Origin of the sequence: Amycolatopsis rifamycinica, from assembly GCF_000695625.1 — a bacterium.
In the GTDB taxonomy this organism is placed as follows: Bacteria; Actinomycetota; Actinomycetes; order Mycobacteriales; family Pseudonocardiaceae; genus Amycolatopsis; species Amycolatopsis rifamycinica.
Window position 1 is genome coordinate 113,061 of the sequence record NZ_JMQI01000077.1, and the last position, 21,065, is coordinate 134,125.

The 21,065-nt window shown below is 72.1% G+C and carries 18 protein-coding genes; 7 read left to right on the plus strand and 11 right to left on the minus strand.

The window, feature by feature from the left end; all coding sequences use genetic code 11:
* The first annotated feature begins 101 nt into the window (after positions 1-101).
* Positions 102-830 (plus strand): SIS domain-containing protein, encoded by a 729-nt coding sequence (locus tag DV20_RS37690; protein WP_043788215.1) that lies wholly within the window; start codon positions 102-104, stop codon positions 828-830.
* A gap of 131 nt (positions 831-961) precedes the next feature.
* Here the strand turns inward: DV20_RS37690 and DV20_RS37695 are convergent, their stop codons facing one another.
* Both DV20_RS37695 and DV20_RS37700 read right to left on the minus strand, forming a co-directional pair.
* The gene (locus DV20_RS37695) at positions 962-2,833 is read right to left on the minus strand and encodes an ABC transporter ATP-binding protein (protein ID WP_043788216.1); all 1,872 of its coding nucleotides are present in this window, start codon (positions 2,831-2,833) and stop codon (positions 962-964) included.
* A 98-nt stretch (positions 2,834-2,931) separates the two neighbouring features.
* Positions 2,932-3,363 carry a MarR family winged helix-turn-helix transcriptional regulator gene (locus DV20_RS37700; RefSeq protein WP_043788217.1) on the minus strand — a complete coding sequence of 144 codons (432 nt, stop codon included), beginning with the start codon at positions 3,361-3,363 and terminating at the stop codon, positions 2,932-2,934.
* Between the two features lie 72 nt (positions 3,364-3,435).
* On the opposite strand from DV20_RS37700, the gene DV20_RS37705 reads away from it, so the two are divergent.
* Both DV20_RS37705 and DV20_RS37710 read left to right on the plus strand, forming a co-directional pair.
* Positions 3,436-4,290, plus strand: coding sequence for an LLM class flavin-dependent oxidoreductase (locus tag DV20_RS37705; protein ID WP_043788218.1), 855 nt, complete (start codon positions 3,436-3,438; stop codon positions 4,288-4,290).
* 33 nt (positions 4,291-4,323) lie between these two features.
* Positions 4,324-5,676 (plus strand): glycosyltransferase 87 family protein, encoded by a 1,353-nt coding sequence (locus tag DV20_RS37710; RefSeq protein WP_043788219.1) that lies wholly within the window; start codon positions 4,324-4,326, stop codon positions 5,674-5,676.
* On the opposite strand, the gene DV20_RS37715 is transcribed toward DV20_RS37710, so the two are convergent.
* The 5 genes from DV20_RS37715 to DV20_RS37735 form a co-directional block, all read right to left on the minus strand.
* On the minus strand, positions 5,663-5,872 hold the full coding sequence (locus DV20_RS37715; RefSeq protein WP_003071237.1) for a helix-turn-helix domain-containing protein: 210 nt from the start codon (positions 5,870-5,872) through the stop codon (positions 5,663-5,665). The two genes, DV20_RS37710 and DV20_RS37715, sit on opposite strands and share 14 nt — an antisense overlap.
* Positions 5,873-6,050: 178 nt before the next feature.
* Entirely contained in the window at positions 6,051-7,679 is a 1,629-nt protein-coding gene (locus DV20_RS37720; protein WP_043788220.1) for an ABC-F family ATP-binding cassette domain-containing protein, read from the minus strand.
* A 137-nt stretch (positions 7,680-7,816) separates the two neighbouring features.
* A complete protein-coding gene (locus DV20_RS37725; protein WP_043788222.1) occupies positions 7,817-8,464 on the minus strand; it encodes an acVLRF1 family peptidyl-tRNA hydrolase in 648 nt (215 codons plus the stop codon).
* Between the two features lie 73 nt (positions 8,465-8,537).
* Positions 8,538-11,408: a S8 family serine peptidase gene (locus tag DV20_RS37730; protein ID WP_043788224.1), complete on the minus strand. Its 2,871-nt coding sequence runs from the start codon at positions 11,406-11,408 to the stop codon at positions 8,538-8,540.
* Positions 11,409-11,758: 350 nt separating this feature from the next.
* Positions 11,759-13,330, minus strand: a complete 1,572-nt coding sequence (locus DV20_RS37735; protein ID WP_043788225.1) for a deoxyguanosinetriphosphate triphosphohydrolase family protein — start codon at positions 13,328-13,330, stop codon at positions 11,759-11,761.
* Positions 13,331-13,392: 62 nt separating this feature from the next.
* On the opposite strand from DV20_RS37735, the gene DV20_RS37740 reads away from it, so the two are divergent.
* A complete protein-coding gene (locus tag DV20_RS37740; protein ID WP_043788227.1) occupies positions 13,393-13,764 on the plus strand; it encodes a PASTA domain-containing protein in 372 nt (123 codons plus the stop codon).
* A gap of 59 nt (positions 13,765-13,823) precedes the next feature.
* Here DV20_RS37740 and DV20_RS37745 read toward each other — a convergent pair whose 3' ends face one another.
* Together DV20_RS37745 and DV20_RS37750 are read right to left on the minus strand one after the other, a co-directional pair.
* A complete protein-coding gene (locus DV20_RS37745; protein ID WP_043788229.1) occupies positions 13,824-14,462 on the minus strand; it encodes an SRPBCC family protein in 639 nt (212 codons plus the stop codon).
* The gene (locus DV20_RS37750) at positions 14,459-14,806 is read right to left on the minus strand and encodes an ArsR/SmtB family transcription factor (RefSeq protein ID WP_043788230.1); all 348 of its coding nucleotides are present in this window, start codon (positions 14,804-14,806) and stop codon (positions 14,459-14,461) included. Before DV20_RS37750 ends, DV20_RS37745 begins: the two co-directional genes overlap by 4 nt.
* 128 nt (positions 14,807-14,934) lie before the next feature.
* On the opposite strand from DV20_RS37750, the gene DV20_RS37755 reads away from it, so the two are divergent.
* A complete protein-coding gene (locus DV20_RS37755) occupies positions 14,935-16,608 on the plus strand; it encodes a GGDEF domain-containing protein (RefSeq protein ID WP_043788336.1) in 1,674 nt (557 codons plus the stop codon).
* A 137-nt stretch (positions 16,609-16,745) separates the two neighbouring features.
* Positions 16,746-18,011 carry a TIR domain-containing protein gene (locus DV20_RS37760; RefSeq protein WP_084093868.1) on the plus strand — a complete coding sequence of 422 codons (1,266 nt, stop codon included), beginning with the start codon at positions 16,746-16,748 and terminating at the stop codon, positions 18,009-18,011.
* A gap of 37 nt (positions 18,012-18,048) precedes the next feature.
* On the opposite strand, the gene DV20_RS37765 is transcribed toward DV20_RS37760, so the two are convergent.
* Entirely contained in the window at positions 18,049-18,672 is a 624-nt protein-coding gene (locus DV20_RS37765) for a TetR/AcrR family transcriptional regulator (RefSeq protein ID WP_043788232.1), read from the minus strand.
* A gap of 38 nt (positions 18,673-18,710) precedes the next feature.
* On the opposite strand from DV20_RS37765, the gene DV20_RS37770 reads away from it, so the two are divergent.
* Positions 18,711-19,904 (plus strand): glycosyltransferase, encoded by a 1,194-nt coding sequence (locus DV20_RS37770; protein WP_043788234.1) that lies wholly within the window; start codon positions 18,711-18,713, stop codon positions 19,902-19,904.
* Here the strand turns inward: DV20_RS37770 and DV20_RS37775 are convergent.
* Complete coding sequence (locus DV20_RS37775) at positions 19,894-21,063, minus strand: sulfotransferase family protein (protein WP_043788235.1); 1,170 nt, start codon at positions 21,061-21,063, stop codon at positions 19,894-19,896. The two genes, DV20_RS37770 and DV20_RS37775, sit on opposite strands and share 11 nt — an antisense overlap.
* Between the last annotated feature and the right edge of the window lie 2 nt (positions 21,064-21,065).

The following is a 21,065-nucleotide window of genomic DNA, read 5'->3' on the forward strand; positions in this document are numbered from 1 at the left end:
CCCCGCATCCGGGTCAACCTCGGTCCCCCACCCGGCTATTCCACCGTGCGAAGTGGTCCGCACGGTAGATTCGGCGCCCGGTTCCCGACGGAAGGGTGGGTGTGGTGAGCGCCACGGAGATCGCAGGCAGCGTCGCCGAGCAGCTGGCGGACGTCGAACAGGCCAACGCCGAAGCGGTGCGCGCCGCGGCGGACCTGGTGCTGGGGGTGATCCGGGCCGACGCGCTGGTCTACACCGCGGGGGCCGGGCACTCGCTGGCCGCGGTCGCCGAGACGTTCTACCGGGCCGGCGGGCTGGCGTGCGTCTACCCGCTGTACCACCCGGAGCTGCTGCCGCTGCACGGCGCGGTGTCGAGCACGCGGACCGAGCGGCGCAGCGGCCTGGCCGCGGAGGTGCTGGCCGAGCGCGCGCCGGGCCCGGACGACGTGCTGGTGGTGTTCTCGACCTCCGGCGTCAACCCGTACCCGGTCGAGCTGTGCATCGAGGCGCGCAAGCGGGGCGCGGCGGTGATCGCGGTGACGTCGCGGGCGTGCGTGGCGGCGGCGCCGCGGCGGTCGTCGAGCACGCTGGTCGAGCAGGGCACCGTGGTGCTGGACTCGCTGGTCGTCCCCGGCGACGCGAGCTACCCGGCGGACGCCCCGCGCACCGCGCCGCTGTCCACCGTGGTCAACGCGTTCCTGTGGAACCTGGTGCTCGCCCAGGTCTACGACCGCGGGACGGCCGAGGGCCTCGACGTCCCCCTGTGGCGGAGCTCCAATGTGGAGGGTGGCGACGAGGCGAACGCCGCACTGCTGGCGAAGTACGGCGAAATCGTTCCCCGGCTGCGGTAGTGCCCGGCACGCGTGATCAGAAGGGACACACGCGTGACCGGAGGGGACACTCGCGTGACTGGGCGGGCATCACGCCGATGCCCGCCCGATCACGCGTGATGCCTCCCCAGTCACGCGTGATGCCTGCCTGATCACGCGACGGCGGGTTCCTGGTCGGCGAACTGGGTCGCGTGGAGGGTGGCGTAGCGGCCGTTGCGGGCCAGGAGTTCGTCGTGGGTTCCGCGCTCGACGATCTCGCCGTGTTCCAGGACCAGGATCTGGTCGGCCGCGCGGACCGTCGAGAGGCGGTGGGCGATGACCAGGGCCGTGCGGCCGGCCAGGGCGTGGGTCAGGGCCTCGCCGACGGCGGCTTCGGACTCCGAGTCCAGGTGGGCGGTCGCCTCGTCGAGGATCACGACCTTCGGCTGGGCCAGCAGGAGACGCGCGATCGTGAGCCGCTGGCGTTCGCCGCCGGAGAGGCGGTAGCCGCGTTCGCCGACCGTCGTGTCGAGGCCGTCCGGCAGGGAACGCACCAGGTCACCGAGCCGGGCCCGGTCCAGGGCGGCCCAGATCTCGTCGTCGGTGACGCCGGGCCGCGCGTACGCCAGGTTGGCGCGGATCGTGTCGTGGAAGAGGTGCCCGTCCTGCGTCACAACGCCGACGGTCTCCCGCAGCGAAGCGAAAGTCAGGTCCCGGACGTCCACATCGGACAGCCGCACCGCGCCGGAGTCGACGTCGTAGAGCCGCGGCAGCAGGGACGCGATCGTCGACTTCCCCGCCCCCGAGGACCCGACCAGCGCGACCATCTGCCCCGGCTCGGCGCGGAACGAGATCCCGTGCAGCACCTCTTCCCCACCGCGGTGGTCGAGCGTGGCCACGTCCTCCAGCGAAGCCAGCGAGTACTTGTCCGCCGCCGGGTAGCCGAAGCGGACGTCGGAGAACTCGACCGAGACGCCACCCGGCGAAGACAACGTCCGCGCGTCCGGCTTCTCCTGGATCATCGGCTCCAGGTCGAGCACCTCGAAGACCCGCTCGAAGGAGACCAGCGCCGTCATGACGTCGACGCGGACGTTGGCCAGCGCGGTCAGCGGCGCGTAGAGCCGGGTCAGCAGCAGGGCCAGCGCGACGACGGTGCCCGGCGCGAGCTTGCCGGTCAGCGCGAGGTAACCGCCGAGGCCGTAGACGAGCGCTTGCGCCAGCGCCGAAACCAGGGTCAGGCTGGTCATGAACCAGCGGGTCAGCATCGCGGTCCGGACCCCGATGTCCCGCACGCGCCCGGCCCGCACCCCGAAGTCGTCCGCCTCCTGGACCGGACGGCCGAAGAGCTTCACCAGCGTCGCGCCCGGCGCGGAGAACCGCTCGGTCATCTGGGTGGTCATCCCGGCGTTGAGGTTGGCGGCTTCCCGCTGCAGCCCGGCCATCCGGCGGCCCAGCCGGCGCGCGGGGACGACGAAGATCGGCAGCAGCACCAGCGCGAGCAGGGTGACCTGCCAGGACAGCGTGAGCATGACGGCCAGCGACAGCGCCAGCTGGATGACGTTGGTGACCAGCCCGGACAGCGTCGCGGTGAACGTCCGCTGCGCGCCGATGACGTCGTTGTTGAGCCGCGAAACCAGCGCGCCGGTGCGGGTGCGGGTGAAGAAGGCGATCGGCATGCGCTGCACGTGCTCGAAGACCGCGCGGCGCAGGTCGTAGATGATGCCTTCCCCGATGCGCGCCGACTGCCACCGCTCGATCAGGCCGAACCCGGCGTCGGCGACGGCCAGCGCGGCGATCACCACGGCGAGCCAGACGACCGCGGTGACGTCGTGGCCGCCGACGATCGCGTCGACCACCTTGCCCGCCAGCACGGGCGTCGACACGGCGAGGACGGCCGAAACGACGGTCAGCACCAGGAAAGCCAGCAGGCGCCGCCAGTGCGGCCGGGCGAAGCGCGCGACGCGGTTGAGCGTGCCGCGGGTGAGCGCCTTCGGCGTGTCGCCGGCGCGCATCGCCGAACTCCACAGCCCCCACATGTTGTCCACGGGAAACCCCCAGGATCAGAAACCTCTACATTGGCTGAGGTTTTCGCCGGATATGACCTGGACAACGCCCTCGTTGCCCGTTTGCTTCCCCAGGTCGTTCACTCGGCGCGAACAACCTGGTGCAGGGCCGCGCGCAGCCGCTCGGCGTCGTCGGCGGAGAGCGGTTCCAGCAGGAGCGCCTCGGCCTTCCGCGTGACCTCCGCCCCCGCTTCGCGGACGCGCTCCCCTTCGGGAGTCAGCACCACGAGGCGCTTGCGCCGGTCCCCCGGCGCGACCTCGCGCCGGACCAGGCCCTTGGCCTCGAGTTCGTCGACGAGGGCGACCATCGTCGTCCGGTCGACGCCGAGCCGCGCCGCGCCGTCCTGCTGCGACTGCGCCGGCCCGTCACCGAAGAGGGTGAGCAGCGCGAGCTGCCGGCCGGTGACACCCAGAGGTGCGTACAGCGGCTCCGCCAGCTCGGCGAGCCGCAGCTGGGCGTGTTTGAGCAGGTAGCCGAGCCGCTGGGTGACGGCGAGGGGCGCGCTGGACATGGGCTGACTCTACACCTACACTGATCGTCAGTAACACTGATGATTTGGCTGACTGACTATCAGGAGTTCCTCATGCCTACCGTCGGGCTCAAGCCCCCTCAGCAGCACATCGGCATCCCCGCGCTCCGCGACATCTGGGCGATCGCCGACGACGCCGGCTTCGACGGCTGCTGGGTGTTCGACCACCTCGCCCCGATGGGCCCCGACCGCACCGGCGACGTCTTCGACGGCTGGAGCCTGCTGGCCGCGATGGCCGAGGCGACGAAGCGGGTGCGGATCGGCTGCCTGGTGTCCGGCAACACCAACCGGCACCCGGGCACGTTCGCCAAGATCGCGGCGACCGTCGACCACCTCTCCGGCGGCCGGCTCGACGTCGGCCTCGGCGCGGGCGGCGACACCTGGACCGACGCGATGATGGGCACCCCGACCCCGTCGGCGGTCGAACGCGTCGAACGGCTGGCCGAGACCTGCGAAATCCTCCGTCTGCTGTGGACCCGGCCCGAGACCACCTACCCGGGCCGCCACTACAGGCTGACCGGCGCGATCAGCGATCCGAAGCCGGTGCAACGGCCGAAACCGCCGCTGTGGCTGGGCAGCAGCGGCGAAAAGCGCGGTCTGCGCGTCGTCGCCGAGCACGCCGACGTCTGGCTCAACGCCGCCCTGCCGGGGACGGAAATCGCCGAGCTGCAACGGCTTTCGCGCGTCTTGGACGAGCACTGCGCGGCGGTGGGCCGCGACCCGGCGGCGATCCGCCGTGCCGTGCAGTTCCGGCTGCCGTCCGATGCGGACAGTGCCCTGCGCCTCGCGGAGAGCTACGCGAAAGCGGGCTTCACCGAGCTGGTCCTGATGCCCGGCGGCTCCGGGGACGTCGTCGCGGCCGCCGAAGCGGCCGCGAAGCTGCTGTCCCGCCTGCGAGACGTCGGCTGAACCGGGCGGCGGCCCGCTCGGTAGCCTGACGAGGTGGGAACGGAGGTGGGCCAGGCGCCCGCATGGCGGCGCGCGGCCCGGCTCTTCACGGCGCCGGCACGCCCCGGCGAGGTCGGCCCCCTGCGCTGGGACCTGGGGTTTTACCTGGCCTGTCTGGCTTTCGCGCTGCCGACGGCGTTGGTGGCCGAGTTCTACGGATACCGCGTGTGGGGCAATTTCGCGACGGTGGCCTACGGCTTCGGCGCGGCGCACAGCGGATACCTGCTGCTGTCCGCCCGCCGGGGACGCGCCCCGCGCGGACTCCTCGGCTCACGCTGGTGCGGTATCGCCGCGGTCGCGCTGTTGGCCATGATCATCCCGCTGGCGCTTCTGGTGATTCGCCGGCTGACCGGGGTGGACTGGCTGATCACGCCGGGCTCGTGGGCCGCGCAGCCCGAGGTCTGGGTGATCGAGCGGTCCGCGGATCTGCTGCTGCGCCACGGAACCCCGTACGTCGACGTCACCGCGCTCGACCGGGCGCCCGAGGTGAACGACTACACCCCCTACGGCCCGGTGATGACGGTCTTCGGCCTGCCGCGGGCGCTGTTCGGCGGCACCCCGCTGACGAACGCCCTCACCGACGCTCGGTGGATGTTCGCCCTGGCCGCCGTCGCGTGCGTGCTCGGCACGCTGAAGCTGCTGAAGTGGCCGAAGGTGCCGGTCGGCGCCGCACAGCTCGCGGTGGCCTGCCCGCTCACCGCGCTCACCTGGGCCGTGGCCGGCCCGGACCTGGCCATCGTCGGGCTGCTGGTGCTCAGCTGCGCGCTCGCGGCCACCGGGCGGGTCGCCTGGTCGGGCCTGGTGCTCGCGCTGGTCGTCAGCGCGAAGCTCATCGTCGCGCCCGCGGCCGCGGTCCTGGCGGTGCTGGTGCTGGTGCGCCGGGGACGGGGTCTCGACTGGGCGGCGCTGGGCCGGTTCGCGGCGGCGCTGGTGGCGACGACGGCCGCCGTGCACCTGCCGGTGTACCTGGTGGATCCGGCGGCGTTCGTCGAGCACGTCTTCCGGTTCCCGCTCGGCATGGGCGTCGTGCGCTCGCCCGCGGCCAGCCCGCTCCCGGGCCACCTGATCGCCGAGACCGGCCCGTTGGGCCAGGTGGCGGCGTTCGCGCTCGTCGGCGCCGCGGCCGTGGCGATGGTCGTCTGGCTGGTGCGCCGGCCCCCCGCGAACGGCTCCGCCGCACTGCTGCGCATCGCCGTCGGACTCGGCGCGTTGATCCTGCTCACCCCGGCCACCCGGTACGGCTACCTGGTGTACCCGCTGGTCCTGCTCGGGGCCCACCTGGCGTTCCGCGTGGCCGAAGTTCCCGCTGCGCCCCCCGCGCAGCAGTCCTCGCCTACTTCTTCTTGACCCTGGTGGCCCCGCCGCGCCCCCGCAGCTGGACACCCGACTCCGACAGCACCCGGTGGACGAACCCGTAGGACCGCCCCGTCGACTCCGCCAGCGCCCGGATGCTCGAGCCCTTCTCGTATTTCTTCTTCAGGTCAGCGGCCAGCTTGTCGCGCGTGTTGCCGGTGATCCGCGCGCCTTTCTTGAGATCAGCCACGTCGATCGCCTTCCCGCCGAGAGTGTTCTGGGCCACATATCGGCCCCTGCCGGGGCAATGATCGAACACTGAGCGCCGGAATGCCAGACGACAGCCGCGAAACAGCCGAAATTGCGATCACATTGGGCCATTCCAGTGCTCTACGGCGAGTGATCTTGCACCCGAATGGACGCACGCCTCACGCGAGCTGGACAAGTTCGAGGTAGTCCGCCGACCAGTGGTCCTCGGTTCCGTCGGGCAGCAGGATGACCCGCTCGGGCTCCAGTGCCTCGACCGCGCCCGGGTCGTGCGTGACCAGGACGACGGCACCGGCGAAGCTGCGCAAGGCGTCCAGGACCTGGGCCCGGCTGGCCGGGTCGAGGTTGTTCGTCGGCTCGTCGAGCAGCAAGACGTTGGCCGCACTGGAGACCAGTCCCGCCAGCGCGAGCCGGGTCTTCTCGCCGCCGGAAAGCGTGCCGGCGGGCTGGTCGAGTTGTTCGCCGGTGAAGAGGAACGAGCCGAGCAGGTTCCGCAACTCCTGCGCCCCGGTGTCCGGAGCGAGATGTCGGATGTTTTCCCACACCGACGCTTCATGATCAAGAGTTTCGTGTTCCTGTGCGTAATAGCCCAACCGCAATCCGTGACCCGGAACGACGGATCCGGTGTCCGGGGTTTCCATTCCGCCGAGCAGCCGGAGCAAAGTCGTCTTTCCCGCGCCGTTCAACCCGAGTACGACAACCTTCGAACCGCGGTCGATCGCGAGATCGACGCCGGTGAAGATTTCCAGTGAGCCGTAGGACTTCGAGAGGCCTTCGGCGGTGAGCGGGGTGCGTCCGCAGGGCGCGGGCTCGGGGAACTTGATCCGGGCGACCTTGTCGGCCTGCCGGGTGTCCTCGAGGGAGGACAGCATCTGCTCGGCGCGGCGCGCCATGTTCTTGGCCGCCACCGCCTTCGTGGCCTTCGCCCCGAGCTTCGCGGCCTGCTGCTGCAGCGCCGACGCCTTCTTCTCGGCGTTGGCCCGCTCACGGCGGCGGCGCTTCTCGTCGGTGGCCCGCGCGTCGAGGTAGCGCTGCCAACCCATGTTGTACAGGTCCAGCTCGGCGCGGGTGGCGTCGAGGAACCACACCTTGTTGACCACGTCGGCCAGCAGCTCGACGTCGTGGCTGATCACGACCAGGCCGCCGTCGTGCTGCTTGAGGAACCCGCGCAGCCAGTTGATGGAGTCGGCGTCGAGGTGGTTGGTCGGCTCGTCGAGCAGCAGGATCGTCTCGGACTTGCCACCGGCGCCGGCTTCGGCCGCGGCGAACAGGATCCGCGCCAGCTCGACGCGGCGGCGCTGGCCACCGGAGAGCGTTCCCAGCGTCTGCGCGAGGATGCGGTCGGCGAGGCCCAGGTTGGAGCAGATCCGCGCGGCTTCGCTCTCCGCGGCGTACCCGCCGAGGGAGGCGAAACGCTCTTCGAGGCGGGCGTAGCGGTTGATGGCCTTGTCGCGCGCGGCGTCGTCGACGAGCTCGGCCATCGAGGCCTGCGCCTTCTCCATGTCGCGCATCAGCTTGTCCAGACCACGCGCGGAGAGCACGCGGTCCTTCGCCGTGACCGACAGGTCGCCTTCGCGCGGGTCCTGCGGCAGGTAGCCGAGCTCGCCGGTGCGGCGGACCTCGCCCGCGTGCGGCTCGCCTTCGCCGGCGAGGACCTTCAGCGAGGTGGTCTTGCCCGCGCCGTTGCGGCCGACGAGGCCGATGCGGTCGCCGGACTGGATGCGGACGGTGACGCCGTTGAGCAGGATGCGCGAACCCGCGCGCAGCTCAAGGCCGGTGGCCGTGATCAAGGGGAACTCCCGTGGAAAGGGGGCGTACGGAGGACAGCATCAGGCGGCCGCTCGGGCCGCGGCGTCACTCCAGCTGGATATCCACGGAACCCAGTGTACGGGCCGCCGTCCACCGGTTTTCCCGGACGTGGGCGGTCTCACCCGTCGCGCAGGGTGACCTGCACGGACAGCGCTCGGACGGCGGCCTCCCCCAGCACGGCCCGGCTCGGTTCGCCGACGTCCAGCACGCGGGGTTCGGCACGGGAGAACAGCGGGGCCAGGCGCCGGTCCTCGCGCAGCTCGTCGAGCGCCCGGCGGTCACCGCCCAGCACCACGGCATCCACTTCGGACAGCCGGGGCACGAGCACCTCGAAGACGTCCTTCGCCGCGTCCTGGAGCGCGTGGCGGGCCTGGTCCGCGCGACGCCGGGCGAAGCGCTGCTGCGACCACCCGCCCGCGGCGGAGCGGCCCTGCACGAGGTGCCGGTCGGTGCGCGAGACCTCGATCCGGCCGTCCCGCGCGATGCCGACGCTGTGGCCGCCCCGGCGCACCAGCACGAGCGCGATGCGCCGCGGCACCAGCGCGTGGGCGACAAGCCCGGCCACGGATGGTTCTCCGAGTGGCCCGAACGGGACGGGGGCGGTCGCGGTGGTGCCGTCGGCCGCGGTCACGCGGACCTCGTGCGGGGTGGCCTCGGTGCGGGCGATCCCGTCGTGCCGCTCGGCGAAGCGGGCGAAGAAGCCGTCCAGCCGCTCGGGCGGTACCTCGACCGTGCGGCCGCCGCCCGCAGCCTCCCGTGGCTTCATACGAACTGTGCCTTCACCAGAAAAGGGTACGGGGCCGCCGCGATCATCGCGACGGCCCCGCACCGGGTGCTGCTTACAGCGGGTGGACCGGACCGTTGTTGGTCACGCCCCGCACGTTCGACGGCGCTCCGGCCGCCGGGGGCTGGACGAACCCGTTGATGTGCAGGGCCACCGAGCGGATCGAGCCCGCGTCGCCGCCGGCCGCGTCGACCACGGAGAACGTCCACGTGCCGTCGGCCGCCGCACCGGTCAGGCCGCCGGTCAGCGACTGCGTCGGCCGCCAGGTGCCGGTGAACGGCGCGTTGGCCGAGGTCACCGTGCTGAACGCGGCCGCCGCGTCGTCGGCGAAGACGACCTTGCACAGGTTCTTGCCCGAGCTGCCGTTGCGCTGGAACACCGTCGCCTTCCCACCCGAAGGCGCGGTCAGCGTGCCGACCAGGTCACCGACGTACGAGTGGTTCAGCCCCACCGTCGTCGACGCCGGGTCGGTGCCGCAGGTGGTGCCGTCCACGGAGAACGTCACCTTGGACGCGCGGCCGACCCCGGTGACCGGGATGGTCACCGACGCCCCGACCGGGCTGTTGTCCGGGATCGCCACCGGCGCGCCGGTGTAGGCGAAGTCCTGCGCGACCGGCGACGGGGTGCCGACCGGGAGCGAGAACGTCGTCGTCGTCGGCGAGTGCGCCCCCGCGAAGGTGACGCGGGCGTTCAGCACCACCGGCACGCCGAGCTGCTGGCTCGCCGGGACGGTGATGGTGAAGTCGTTGACGCCGGTCTGTCCCGGGCTGATGGTGCCGTAGGACTTCGACCGCGGCGCCACCGTGACCCCCGGGGTGGGGCTGGTGAGCACGACGCTGGTGGACACCGCGGTGCCGTCGCCGTCGTTGGTCACCGGCAGCGTCACCTTGGCGGTGTCACCCGGGTCGAGCGCCGAGCCGCCGTCGGCCGGGGTGACCGTCGGCTGCTTGGCCACCGCGAGGGGCTGCGGGCTGGCGCCGGTGTAGGCCAGCACCTTGTCCGCGAGGATGACGCCGGCCCCGGTGAAGTTGTCGCTGCCCGGGGTCTCGATGTCGATCGCGGTGTTGATCAGCGCTTCCCGCACCTCCGCGGGCGGCAGGCCGGGGTTGCCGGACAGCACGAGCGCGGCGATGGCGGCCGCGTGCGGGGCGGCGGCCGAGGTGCCGAAGAACGGGTTGAACCCGGTCACGCTGGTGGTGACGCCGTCGGCCGCGGTGATCTCCGGCTTGTTCCGGACCTCGCCGCCGGTCGAAGACACGTTGCCCGGGGTGATCGGCGTGCCGTTCGCCTCGTAGAACACGCGCCGCGGGCCGTCGGAGGTGAACCGCTCGGCCTTGGTGGCGCCGCTGAACGCGCCCGGGTACGGGCCCGCCGGGTTGGCCGGGTCGCCCGGTTCCAGTGCCCGGCCGAACGCCTTGGCCGCCGGGGCGGCCGCGACGCTGAAGGCGTCACGGGCGGCCGAGTGGCCGACGGTCACACCCGGGGTGTTGTAGGCCTTGAGCCCGGCCGAGTCGGAGAACCGGCCGCGCAGCGCGGAAAGCGACAGGTAGCGGTTCTGGCCGGAGAACTTGACGATGGCCAGCCGCAGGCCGGTTCCGCCGAACGTGGGCGTCCGCAGGATCTCGTACGGGTCCTGCGTGCCGTCCTGGACGTTCTGGCTGAAGCTGACCACCGCGCCCGTGGCGTCGAGCAGGTAGAGGTCGTAGTCGTTCGCGGACGCGCCGAGCGGGTCGGACCAGTGCAGCGTCACCGGCACGCCGGCCGACGAAGCGCTCGAGATCGGTTCGTAGATCTGGCTGCCCGCCGCGCCGGCGAAGTTGTGCGCGGTGCCGGCGAACTTGCCGACCGACTTGCCGGAGTCGGCGAAGTCGCCTTCCCAGTGCGCGGCGGTGCCGCTGGCGACGTTGCCTTCGTTGCCCGCGGAGGAGAAGTACAGCGCGCCGTCGGCGGTCACGTCGTTCACGGCCTGGGCGATGATCCAGTCCTGGAACGGCGATTCCTTGAAGTAGATCACGTCGTCGACGATGACGTCGCAGTGCGACTCGAAGCGCAGCTTGCGGATGTTGTCGGCGAAGCTGGCGTCGGAGTTGAACGCCGAGGCGAAGCCGAGCGCGGCGCGGGGCGCGAGGTCGTGGATGATCTCGAGCATCGCGGTGCCCTCGTCGCCCTCGCCCTCCTGGCCGGCGATGACGTCGACGTCCGGCAGTTCGCCCTTGGCCTGCGAAGCGGCCAGGGAGTCGACGCCGTCGGACAGCGCGCACGCCTTGACGCCGACGCCGGTGACGCCGAACTGCTGGCGGGCGAGGTCGGCGTTGTGCGCCCGGTCGCCTTCGCTGACCAGCGGTGCGGCCGCGGCGGCGCTGCGCTGGGACTGGGCGCTGACGGCCTTTTGCAGCTCGCCGGCGATGCGGTCGGCCTTCTGCTGCTTGGTCTCGGTCTTTTCCGGCGTCGTCGCCGGGGTGGCCAGTTCCCGGGCGGTCATCGCCTGGTCGGCCTGCTCGACGCGCTTGACGTCGCCGCGGGCGGCGATCTCGCCGACCTTGTCCAGCGGCACTTCGGCGCGGACGCTGCCGTAGCGGTCCGACACCGCGCGGATGCCCGCCCCGGCCTTGGTGAGCCCGGCGAGCAGGTCCGGGGAGACCTTGCTCGCGCGGATGTCGACCAGGACGGTTCCGGTCGCGGAAACGGCGGCCCCATCCCGCAAGCTGTTCAGCTGCTTCCCCACGCCCTTGGCGGCGACGAGCAGCTTGCTGTCTACTTTGGACTCGGCGGCGGTGCGGCCCGCCTTGACCGCCTGCAGGGCGGCGATCTGCTGTTGTGCGGTCTCGCTGAACGCGTCCGGAGCGGACGCGGGTGCGGCCCCCGCGACGGGCGGGGAAACCAGGCCGAGCGCGGCGAGCAGAGCCGCGGCGCCGGCGGTGAGCACTGTGGATCTCGATCTGTTGGAACGGGTACGGCGCACGGGCGCCCTCCGATTCTCCAGGCGCGTGCCCCGACTCACGCTGACCGACCGCCGGTGATCACCGGCTGAGCACAGCTAAGTACCGGTAGTTCTACGTAAACATCAGCCGTTCGAGTGACAAAGGACGGATAATTTCCCGAATGGGCCGGATGACGTAGGCCGTTCAGCGCAGCGGTCAACCGGTCACCGGACACGCACCGGACAAATGATCGCTCCACCGCCCGCCGCAAGGGCGACCACGGGCTGGGACGTCCACAAGCAACTCGCGGAGCGTGCAACCGGGGGAGCCACGCGGGAAGTTCGTTACCGCTGCCTCAAAGGACGAACGAGTCCGACCACGGCTGCGACGCCCGCCCGGACAGCGCGTCCAGCAGCGTCACCGCCTGCTTGTCGGTCAGCGAAGCCACGAAGTCGACCACCGCCCGCCCGCGGGCCAGGCCGCGCACCGCGTCCGCCCCCGTCACCGGCTCACCCGTCGCCCCCACCAGCAGCTCCGGCGCCGACCGGGCCAGCCCGGCGTACTCGGCGCGGGCCAGCTCGACCAGGTCGTGCAGCCGGCGCGGCAGGCGGGAGACCTCGTCGCGGTCGAGCAGCCACGCGTCGAGCGCGTCGACCAGGCTCGTCACCACGCCGGCCTGCCCGCGCTGGTGCAGCGCGAGGTCGGGGCGCAGCAGCACGAACCGGCGGTGCACGAACTTGAGCACCTGGACCTCGTGCCACTGGGCGGGCCGCAGCGAGACGTGCCCGGTGCGGGTGGACGGCGACGCGAGCAGGTACACGCCGTCGACCAGCCGGGCGGTCCAGTTCGCGGAGAACGCCGCGGTGGCCTGCTCCGCCTCGATCGAGCCGTCGAACTCCCCCGCCAGCAGGCCGTCGGCCAGCTCGGCGCGCACCCGCGCGACGGCGGCGGCGAACGCGTCGTCGTCGACGATCCACGCGTCCTTGGCGTGCATGCGGCGGCGGAGGCGTTCCAGCGACCGGCCCGGGCGGCGCAGGTCCGCGTGCAGCGTCTCGTCGTCCAGCGACGCCAGCTCGACGGCGTGCTCGAGCCACTCCCCCAGCTCCGCGGCGACCGGTGCGTGCTGCAGCACGCCGATGCGGTGGAAGTCCTGCAGGTCGTGGATGGCGTAGGCGATGTCGTCGGCGGTGTCCATCACGGACGCTTCGACGGTCTGCTGCCACCCTTCGACGCGGCCGGCGAAGGCCGCGCGCGCCTGCTCGAAGTCGTCGAGTTCGGTGGCGTAGGCGGAGAACTTGGCCGCGCCGGTGCCGGGCAGGCCGCCCGGCTCGCCCGCCCCGCGGGGCGGCACGGCCAGCTCCGAGGGGTGCGGCGCGGGGTGGTGCAGCCGCAGCCACGGGTACTTGAGGACGGCGGCCCGCACCGCGGCGGTCAGGTCCAGCCCGATCGCCGACGGCCCCCGCACGTCGGTCGTGGTGATGATCCGGAACGTCTGCGCGTTGCCCTCGAAGCCGTCGGCGAGGCCGAAGCGGTGCCGGGCGATCCGGTCGAGCGTCTGCTCCCCGAGGTGCCCGAACGGCGGGTGCCCGAGGTCGTGGGCGAGCGACGCGGCCTCGGCGACGTCGGGGTCGCAGCCGCCCAGCTTGTCGGCCAGCCCGGCGTCCGGCCCGCCGGTGATGCGCTCGGCGATGGCCCGGGCGACCTGCGCGACCTTGAGGCTGTGGGTGAGCCGGTTGTGCAGCAGCCCGGCCCCGCCGGCGCTGACGACCTGGGTCACCCCGCCGAGCCGCGCGAAGAACGGCGACGCGGCGATCCGGTCGCGGTCGATCCGGAACGGGCTGGTCGCCAGGTCGGTGAACCCGCCGACGTTCGCCACGGGGTCGCGCCGCGCGGCCCGCGGGTCGGTGTGCTCGCTGCCCTGCTCCATGCGCCGACCTTATCCGCCAGGTTCACCTGAACGGCGGGCAGGCGCGTGGGTACCCCGGCAGCATGTCCCGACGAACGGTCACGGCAGTCGCGGTCCTCGCCTTCGCCCCGGTCGCGTGCGGCGCCCCGCCCGGCGGGCCGGGCACGGCGACCGTCACCTCGATCTCGGAATCGACCACGACTTCGGCTCCGGCTGCGGCTCCGGCGAAGCTCATCAAGGTCCCGGACGTCTCCGGCATGAACCACCAGGACGCCCAGGACGCGATGCAGCGCGCCGGGCTCTACAACCTGCGCGAAGTCGACGGCACCGGCCAGGGCCGCGCGCTGGTGATCGACCGCAACTGGCGCCAGACGGGCCAGGACCCGGCACCAGGCACGGAGGTCCCGGCCGACGCGGTGATCACCTTGACCGCGGTCAAGTACGACGACCGCTGACCCGTGATGCCCCTCCCGTCACGCGTGATGCCTTCCTCGTCACGCGTAATGCCCCGCGGCTACCCCTCCGGCTGGGCCGTGTAGGCCGCCAGGCAGCGGTCGGCCTGCGCGCGGGCCACGGCTTCGTCCTCGCCGCCGGCGACGTGGGCCGCATACCAGGCCTCCCCCGCCTCGGTCACGAACTCGACGCCTTCGGGTGACGCCATCCAGGCCATCGCCTCCTGCGGGTCGACGACGTACCCCGGGCCGGCGGCCAGGTGACGGACCAGGGCCGTCAGCGCCATGTCCCAGCCGATGCCGACCGCGCCCGGGCCGAACTGGTCCCAGTGGTCGTCGATGTGGGCGACGTGCTCCAGCTCGAACCGCGTCCCCTCGCCTTCGGGACTCAGCCGGACTTCGATCCAGCTCACGCCGCCGTGCATCTCCCACGTGGCGGCGAAGCTCTTCGGCGGGTCGCAGCGCTCGACCGTGCCGCCCGCGTTGCCCTCCAGCTGGTACTTCCCGCCGGCGCGCAGCTCGCCGGACACCGGCAGGAACCAGCGCGGGATGCGTTCGGCGTTCGTCACCGCGTCCCACATGTCTTCGACGTCGGTGTCGTAGACCTGGCTGATGGTCATGACGCGCGCCTCGCCCGCTTCGAGCACGCGCCGGCCGACCGTCCGGCGGACGGCGCTGATCTGGTGGCTGACGTCGATCACGGGGCTTCTCCTTCGGTGAGGCGCCGGGCACGTTTGCCGCGGGCGATTTCGGTGGCCAGCGCGTCCAGCGGCGGCGTCCAGTACCGGCGGAACCGGTCGAGCCAGACGTCGACGTCCCGCAACGGCGCGTGGCCGACCGCGTAGAGCCGCCGGGTCCCGTCCTGGCGGACGACGGCGAAGCCGTTCTCGCGCAACACCTTCAGGTGCTGGGAGACGGCCGGCTGGGAGATGCCGAACTCGGCGCGGATCACCTCGGTCACCGCGCCGGCGGCCCGTTCGCCGTCGGCCAGGAGCTCGAGGATCCGGCGGCGGACCGGGTCGCCGAGGACGTCGAACGCGTGCACCCGGCCAAGCTACAAGCAGCGACTTATATAAGTCAACACTGAAACAGTTACTCCGATGCAGGGAACCCCCGGTGAACATCAGCCGACATCGGTTCCGCTGCGCCGCCCGGCCCGCGACGATCGAGGCCGTGAAGTCGCCACGCACGGTCCGCTTCGCCTTCCAGCCGCTGTACAGCCTCCACACCGGAGGCGTCGTGGCGCACGAAGCGCTGGCCAGGCCCGGCCGCGGAACCGTCCCCGAGCTGCTCGCGCAGGCGCGCCGCGACGGCAGGCTCGCCGAGGCCGACATCGGCCTCGCGGTCGCCGCCGTCCGGCAGGACGCCGAAAACCCGGCGAAGCTCCCGCTGCACCTCAACCTCTCCGCCCGCACCCTGGCCGCGCCGCCGTCGATGTACGACGACCTCCTCGAAGAGCTCGGCGACGCCGGCCGCCGCACCCGCGACGTCGTCCTGGAGATCGGCCCGCCGTTCGCGCCGCTGCCCGCCGGCCGCGCGCTCGCCGGGATGCGGGAGCTCACCGAGCTCGGCTTCCGGCTCGCGCTCGACGGCCTCGGCCGCGGCGACCTGCCGCTGGGCCTGCTGGTCGAGGCGCCGATCGACCTGGTCAAGCTCGACCGGACGGTGCTGCGCGGGCTGCCGGACGACCCGGCTCCGGCGGCCGTGGTCGAGGCGCTGCTGCACTACACGAACCGCACCGGCACCCGGCTCGTCGCGACCGGCGTGGAAACCGGCGCCCAGCTCGACGCCGTCCGCGAGCTCGGGGTCCGGATCGCGCAGGGGCACCTGCTCGCGCCGCCGACCGCGGCCGGTCCGGCGCCGGCGCTGCTCACGCGCGGCCGTCCGGCGAGCGGGCCGGGGGCACCGGCGCCGTGCGTCGGCGACTTCCTCCGCCCGGCGACGACCCTGCCCGAGTCCGCGACCTGCGACGAGGTCCGCGAGGTGCTCGCGGCCGCGGACGCGCCTTCGGGGGTGGTCGGGGTGGACGAGCTGAACCGGCCGCGCTGGTCGGTCGACCGGACGCGGTTCCTGGTGGCGGTCACCGGCCCGTACGGGCACGCGCTGCACGCGAAGCGCCCGGCGGCCCGGCTCGCCGACACCCCGCACACGATCGAGGCCCGCGCCGGCGCGATGGAGTTCCTCGAGCTGGTCACCGACGCCGACTGGGGCCGCACCGGCGACGACGTGGTCGTGGTCGACGAGCTCGGCCGCTGCCTCGGCGTGGTGCTGGTGACCGAGGTGGTCCGCGGCGTGGCCGAGGCGAAGGTCGAGGCGGCCGCGGCGCTGAACCCGCTGACCCGCCTGCCGGGCAGCGACACGATCGCCCGCGACGTCGCCCGCCGCATCACCATCGGCGAGCCGTTCGTGGCGGCCTGGCTGGACATCGACGGCTTCAAGACGATCAACGACACGGCGGGCTTCGCGGCGGGCGACGACCTGATCCGCGAGCTGGGCGCGGCCCTGACGGAGCTGGCCGGCAGCCTGCGGCGCATGCGCGTGAGCCACGTCGGCGGCGACGACTTCCTGGTGGTGTGCGACGTCGACGAGATCGCCACGGTGGCGGGGGCGCTGCTCGACCGCCCGTGGTCGGCCGACGGCCTGCCGGTGACGGTGTCACTGGCGACGCTGGTCTGCGCGAGCGGTGCGATCGCCTCCTACCAGGAGGTTTCCCGGCTGCTGGCGCCGTTGAAGAAGCGCGCGAAGGCGGTGCCGGGGTCGAGCTGGGTGCTGAGCCGCCCGGGCTCGGACCGGATGGAAGTGCTGCGGGGCGTCGGAACCCGCGGGTTGCGGGCGGCCGCGGGCTGAGGCCTTCTGCACCACAGCACGGCCTGGCAAATTGGGGCAAACGACACCGACGTATTCGCCGGCACGGACAACGTTGTAACCGCCTCGAACCGGGTTGACCGGGCGGGTAGAATTCGCGCCGGCGAAGGGAACCACGTATGGACGACAACGATCGGCGAATCCCCCCGCCTGTCGGCCCCTTGCGAGGACTGGGCCCAAAGGTTTTTCTCAGCTACAGCTTTCGGGATCGCGCCTTCGTGGACACAATTGCCGAAGATCTACGCGCACACGGAATGCAAGTACGCATGGAAGACGAAAGAAGCCTGCTCGGATCACGGCTTGACGTCGCCCTGCCCGCACGTATCGCCGACTGCGAGGTTTTTATCCAGGTAGTGACAGAAACGTCCGCAAACTCGGCATGGGTTGCCCGCGAATTCGAATGGGCGACCTCGGACCACGCCGGACACACCAGGCCACCCGTCGTCTTGCCGGTGGCCGTGGACGGTGCGCGGGTGCCCGACCGAGTCGCGTCATGGGTGTATCTGTCGGTGAATACGCCGATCGACCTCGCCTCCCTGGAAGTGATCCGCGCGGTCGCCATGCGAGCGGTCGTGCCGCTCCCTCTCGATCCGGACGCACCGTACCAACTCGCGGAACGCGAACTCGTCGAGTACTGCGGCAGCAACCTGGAAGAACAACGGCGGGTCGTGCTCGATTCAGGTGGCCTCGTCCCAAATCTGGTCCGAGAAACCGCGCGGTTCGTCGCCGGACTGACCGAAAGTCACGGAGACAAGGTTCTCGCGGCTCTCACACAGCAAGTCAGGAGCCACCAACGCCTGAAACGTTATCTGTCCATACTTGACGCGCTCATCCCCGACGTGGCCCGTCGGGTCCAGCCTTTGGCGCAAACCCACTGGGATCTGAAGGACTGGCTGACCGAAATGGTGCGCATCATGCAGCGCATAGTGAAACTCACCTTGGGACGGATTGTCCTCGACCTCATCGAGCAATGGGGCATTTCCCTTGAAGGCAGCCTTGCGCCATCAACCCGTGATCGCTGCACGGCAGCCGTTGCCAAGACCAAAGAACTCCAGGAAATCATGAAAAACCATGGCGGCGCGGGACAATTTTTCTGGGCCCTTGATGCGTCACCCGGCCAGCGATGGCTTGACCTGGGATTCGACGCAGACCACGTCGACGGAGTCCACGTCCGCCTCCCGGCCGATCATTTTGACGAAATCGGGATCCTGGCACTTCGCTCCGGCGATCGTCCGGCCCATGAGGTCACCGGCGCCGACTGGCTCACCATCGGCCTGCCCCAAGTCATCGCCCGCATCGTACCCACCGCCGTGTCGGACGTGCCGGGCGTGCTCGAGCGAGTCGGCTGGTCGATCACGGACTACGACCGGTCCGGTCCGCACTGAGCTCCGGACGCGAGCGGGGCGGGACAAGCACCGGGGCTCACGCCCAGCCGAGGGTCAGCTGGGCTTGGACCGCTTTCGCCGCCCAGGCCACGTACTCCTCGTGCGTCCAGCCGCAGACCGCCGTCAAGTGGTCGTACGCCTCGTGGGACATGACGAGCCCGACCGCGTCGGCCAAGCGGCCGATCCCCTCGCCTTTCGGCGCCAGGCCCGCCGCCGAGAGGCGGCCCGCGATCTCCGCGCGGCGGGCCACCGCCTGCTCCGCGCGGACCGCCGCCACCGCCGGATCGGCCGCCGCCGCCGTGGTGAACGCGCGCCAGATCGGCAGTGAGCGGCGCACGCCCGCCGCGACGCGGGCGACCACCGCCGGCAGGTCGGCCAGGCCGGCCGGCCCGACCACCGCGTCCAGGTTCACCGCGTCCGGGTCGCCCGCGAAGCCGTCGCGGAACGCGGCGATCAGCAGCTGCGGCTTGCGGCCCGTCTGGGTCACCGTCTCGAGGCTCACCCCCGCCTCCGCGGCGATCTGCCGCATGCTCGTGCCCGCGTAGCCGCGGGAGGCGAACAACTTCCCCGCCGTGGCCACCACGTGGGCCCGGGTGCGCCGGGCGCGGGCTTCGCGCACCGGCGAGTCGTACCGGCGCCGCGAACCTTCGGGTATCGTCATCAATTGGATAGTACAACGTATCGATCAAAGGACGCGCCATGGCCCGGATACTCGTGTGCGTGCAACCCGCCCGCGGCCACGTGGGACCGACCAAGCCGGTCGTCGAGGCGCTGGTCGCCGCCGGCCACGACGTCGCCGTCGTCACCGGGGCGCGCTACCGGGAGCCGTTCGAGAAGCTGGGGGCCACCGTCGAACCGCTGCCCGAAGAGGCCGACTTCGACGAGACCGACCTGGACGGCTCGATCCCCGGCCGCGCCGGGCTGCGCGGGCTGAAGCTCGCCCGGTTCGACCTGACCAACTTCGTCCGCGCGATGCCCGCCCAGCTGAGCGTGATCGACGCCCACGACGCCGACGTCGTGCTGTGCGATCCGCTGATGATGGCCGGGCTGGCCCTGGTCGGCCGCGAACGACGGCCCCGCCTGCTGGTCCTGGGGTTCCTGCCGTTCATGCCGCCCGTCCCGACCGGCCCGCCGGGGCACCCCCTGCGCGGCGCGGTCTTCAAGGCACTCGCGCCGCGAGTGCTCGGGCCGGCGCAGCGGCTGGCCCGCGAGCTGCTCGGCGGCGACCCCGGCCTGCTGTTCGCGGACTGGCCATTGCGCAGCGACGGCGTCCTGCAGATGACCTGCCCGGGCTTCGAATACCCGCGCGAGGGGGCGCCGCTGCACTTCATCGGGCCGACGACGGTCAGCGCGGCGAGCGAGCACCCGCTGCCGCCGTGGTGGGCCGACCTCGACGGCGGACGACCGGTCGTGCACGTGACCCAGGGGACGGTGGCGAACGACGACCTCGGCCGGCTCGTCGAGCCCGCCATCGAGGCGCTGGCCGGACAGGACGTGTTGGTCGTCGCGACGACGTGCGGCGGACGGCTGCGGTCCGGCGCGCTGCCGGAGAACGTCCGGGTGGCGGACTTCCTGCCCTACGACGAGCTGCTCCCCCGCTGCGCCGCCATGGTCGGCAACGGCGGGTACGGCGGCGTCAACCACGCCCTCCGCTACGGCGTCCCGCTGGTCGTGGTCGGCGCCAGCGAGGACAAGCGCGAGGTGGCGGCCCGGGTCAGCTGGTCCGGGGCCGGGATCGGCCGCGCCCGCGCCTCGGCCTCGCCGCGGACGCTGCGGCGGGACGTCCGCGCGGTTCTGGACGATCCGCGCTACCGCACCCGGGCTCGGGAACTGGCCGCCGAGATGGCCGCCGGGCCGGCGATGGACGAGGTGGTGAAGCTGATCACCGGCTGAGCGGCGCGTGCGCCGCCAGGTAGCTCGCGAACCGCTCGTCGACCTCCGCGCGGGTCAAGCCGAAGTCGGCCAAGCGGTAGCGGTGCACCGGCTTCCGGTCCCCCGTGCGGCTCGCCTCGTGCACCGCCGTCATGGCCGCGCGCGCCTCCGGCGTGAAGTCCAGTCCGAAGTGGTCGTACACAGTGGACACCGTGCCGATCGGGTCCGCGACGAAGTCCTCGTACCGGACGTCGCAGAACTGCGCCGGGTCGTGCCGCGCCCGGGCCCAGCCGAACTCGTCCGCTCCGCGCGCCCACAGCTCCAGCTGCCCGCGGCCGATCACCTCGCCGCGGAATTTCGAAGACCAGCCGTCCGCGGCCTTCTCGGCGAGGCTGCACATCGACGCCATGATCGTGCTCGGCGCCCGGTGCGTCTGGATCACCAGCGCGTCCGGGTAGTTCGCCATCAGCGCGTCCAGGGCGAACAGGTGGCTGGGGTTCTTGAGCACCCAGCGCTTGCCGGCGTCGGGCAGCCCGATCAGCTGCAGGTTGCGCTTGTGCCGGGCGTAGGCGTCCGTCCAGTCCTGCTTGGCCAGCCAGCGCGAGTAGCGCGGCAGGTGCGCGAGGCATTCGAAGGACACCGACCGCATCGACTGGCGCAGCAGCTGCCAGCACTCCTCCACCTGGTCGGCGGACATGTGGTGCACGCCCATGAACTCCGGGTGTTCGACGTGGTGGCGTTCGTAGCCGGCCTGGATGCCCTGGAAGATCGGGTTGTCCGCCCACGACGCCCGTGGCGGCCGCGGCTGCGGGACCTCGGCGAGCCACACCTCGAGCCCCTGGTGCGCGGGGTCTTCGGCGAGCAGCCGGTGCAGCGCGGTCGTGCCGGTGCGCGGCAGGCCGGTGACGAAGATCGGCCGCTCGATGCGGACGTCGGCGTACGCCGGGTTCTGCTTCCACGACGCCTCGCTCAGCAGCCGCGCCACGAGCGCGCCGCGCAGGAACGCCCGGTGCACCTTGTTGCCGAACGGCGTCAGTTCCGCGTCGGCCTCGTAGGACTCCAGCAGCACGCGCAGGCCTTCGAGGTACTCGTCGGTGCCGAAGTCGTCGAGCCCGGTGAGCTTCGACGCCGAGGCGTGCAGGTCCTCGACGGTGCCCACGTCTTCCCGGCCGGGGAGCATGT

Excerpts from the sequence above, each read along its gene's own strand:
- DV20_RS37700 (WP_043788217.1), bottom strand. The coding sequence starts at position 3,363 with ATGTCCAGCGCGCCCCTCGCCGTCACCCAGCGGCTCGGCTACCTGCTC.
- DV20_RS37705 (WP_043788218.1), top strand. The coding sequence starts at position 3,436 with ATGCCTACCGTCGGGCTCAAGCCCCCTCAGCAGCACATCGGCATCCCC.
- DV20_RS37725 (WP_043788222.1), bottom strand. The coding sequence starts at position 8,464 with ATGAAGCCACGGGAGGCTGCGGGCGGCGGCCGCACGGTCGAGGTACCG.
- DV20_RS37735 (WP_043788225.1), bottom strand. The coding sequence starts at position 13,330 with ATGGAGCAGGGCAGCGAGCACACCGACCCGCGGGCCGCGCGGCGCGAC.
- DV20_RS37740 (WP_043788227.1), top strand. The coding sequence starts at position 13,393 with ATGTCCCGACGAACGGTCACGGCAGTCGCGGTCCTCGCCTTCGCCCCG.
- DV20_RS37760 (WP_084093868.1), top strand. The coding sequence starts at position 16,746 with ATGGACGACAACGATCGGCGAATCCCCCCGCCTGTCGGCCCCTTGCGA.
- DV20_RS37765 (WP_043788232.1), bottom strand. The coding sequence starts at position 18,672 with ATGACGATACCCGAAGGTTCGCGGCGCCGGTACGACTCGCCGGTGCGC.
- DV20_RS37770 (WP_043788234.1), top strand. The coding sequence starts at position 18,711 with ATGGCCCGGATACTCGTGTGCGTGCAACCCGCCCGCGGCCACGTGGGA.
- DV20_RS37775 (WP_043788235.1), bottom strand. The coding sequence starts at position 21,063 with ATGCTCCCCGGCCGGGAAGACGTGGGCACCGTCGAGGACCTGCACGCC.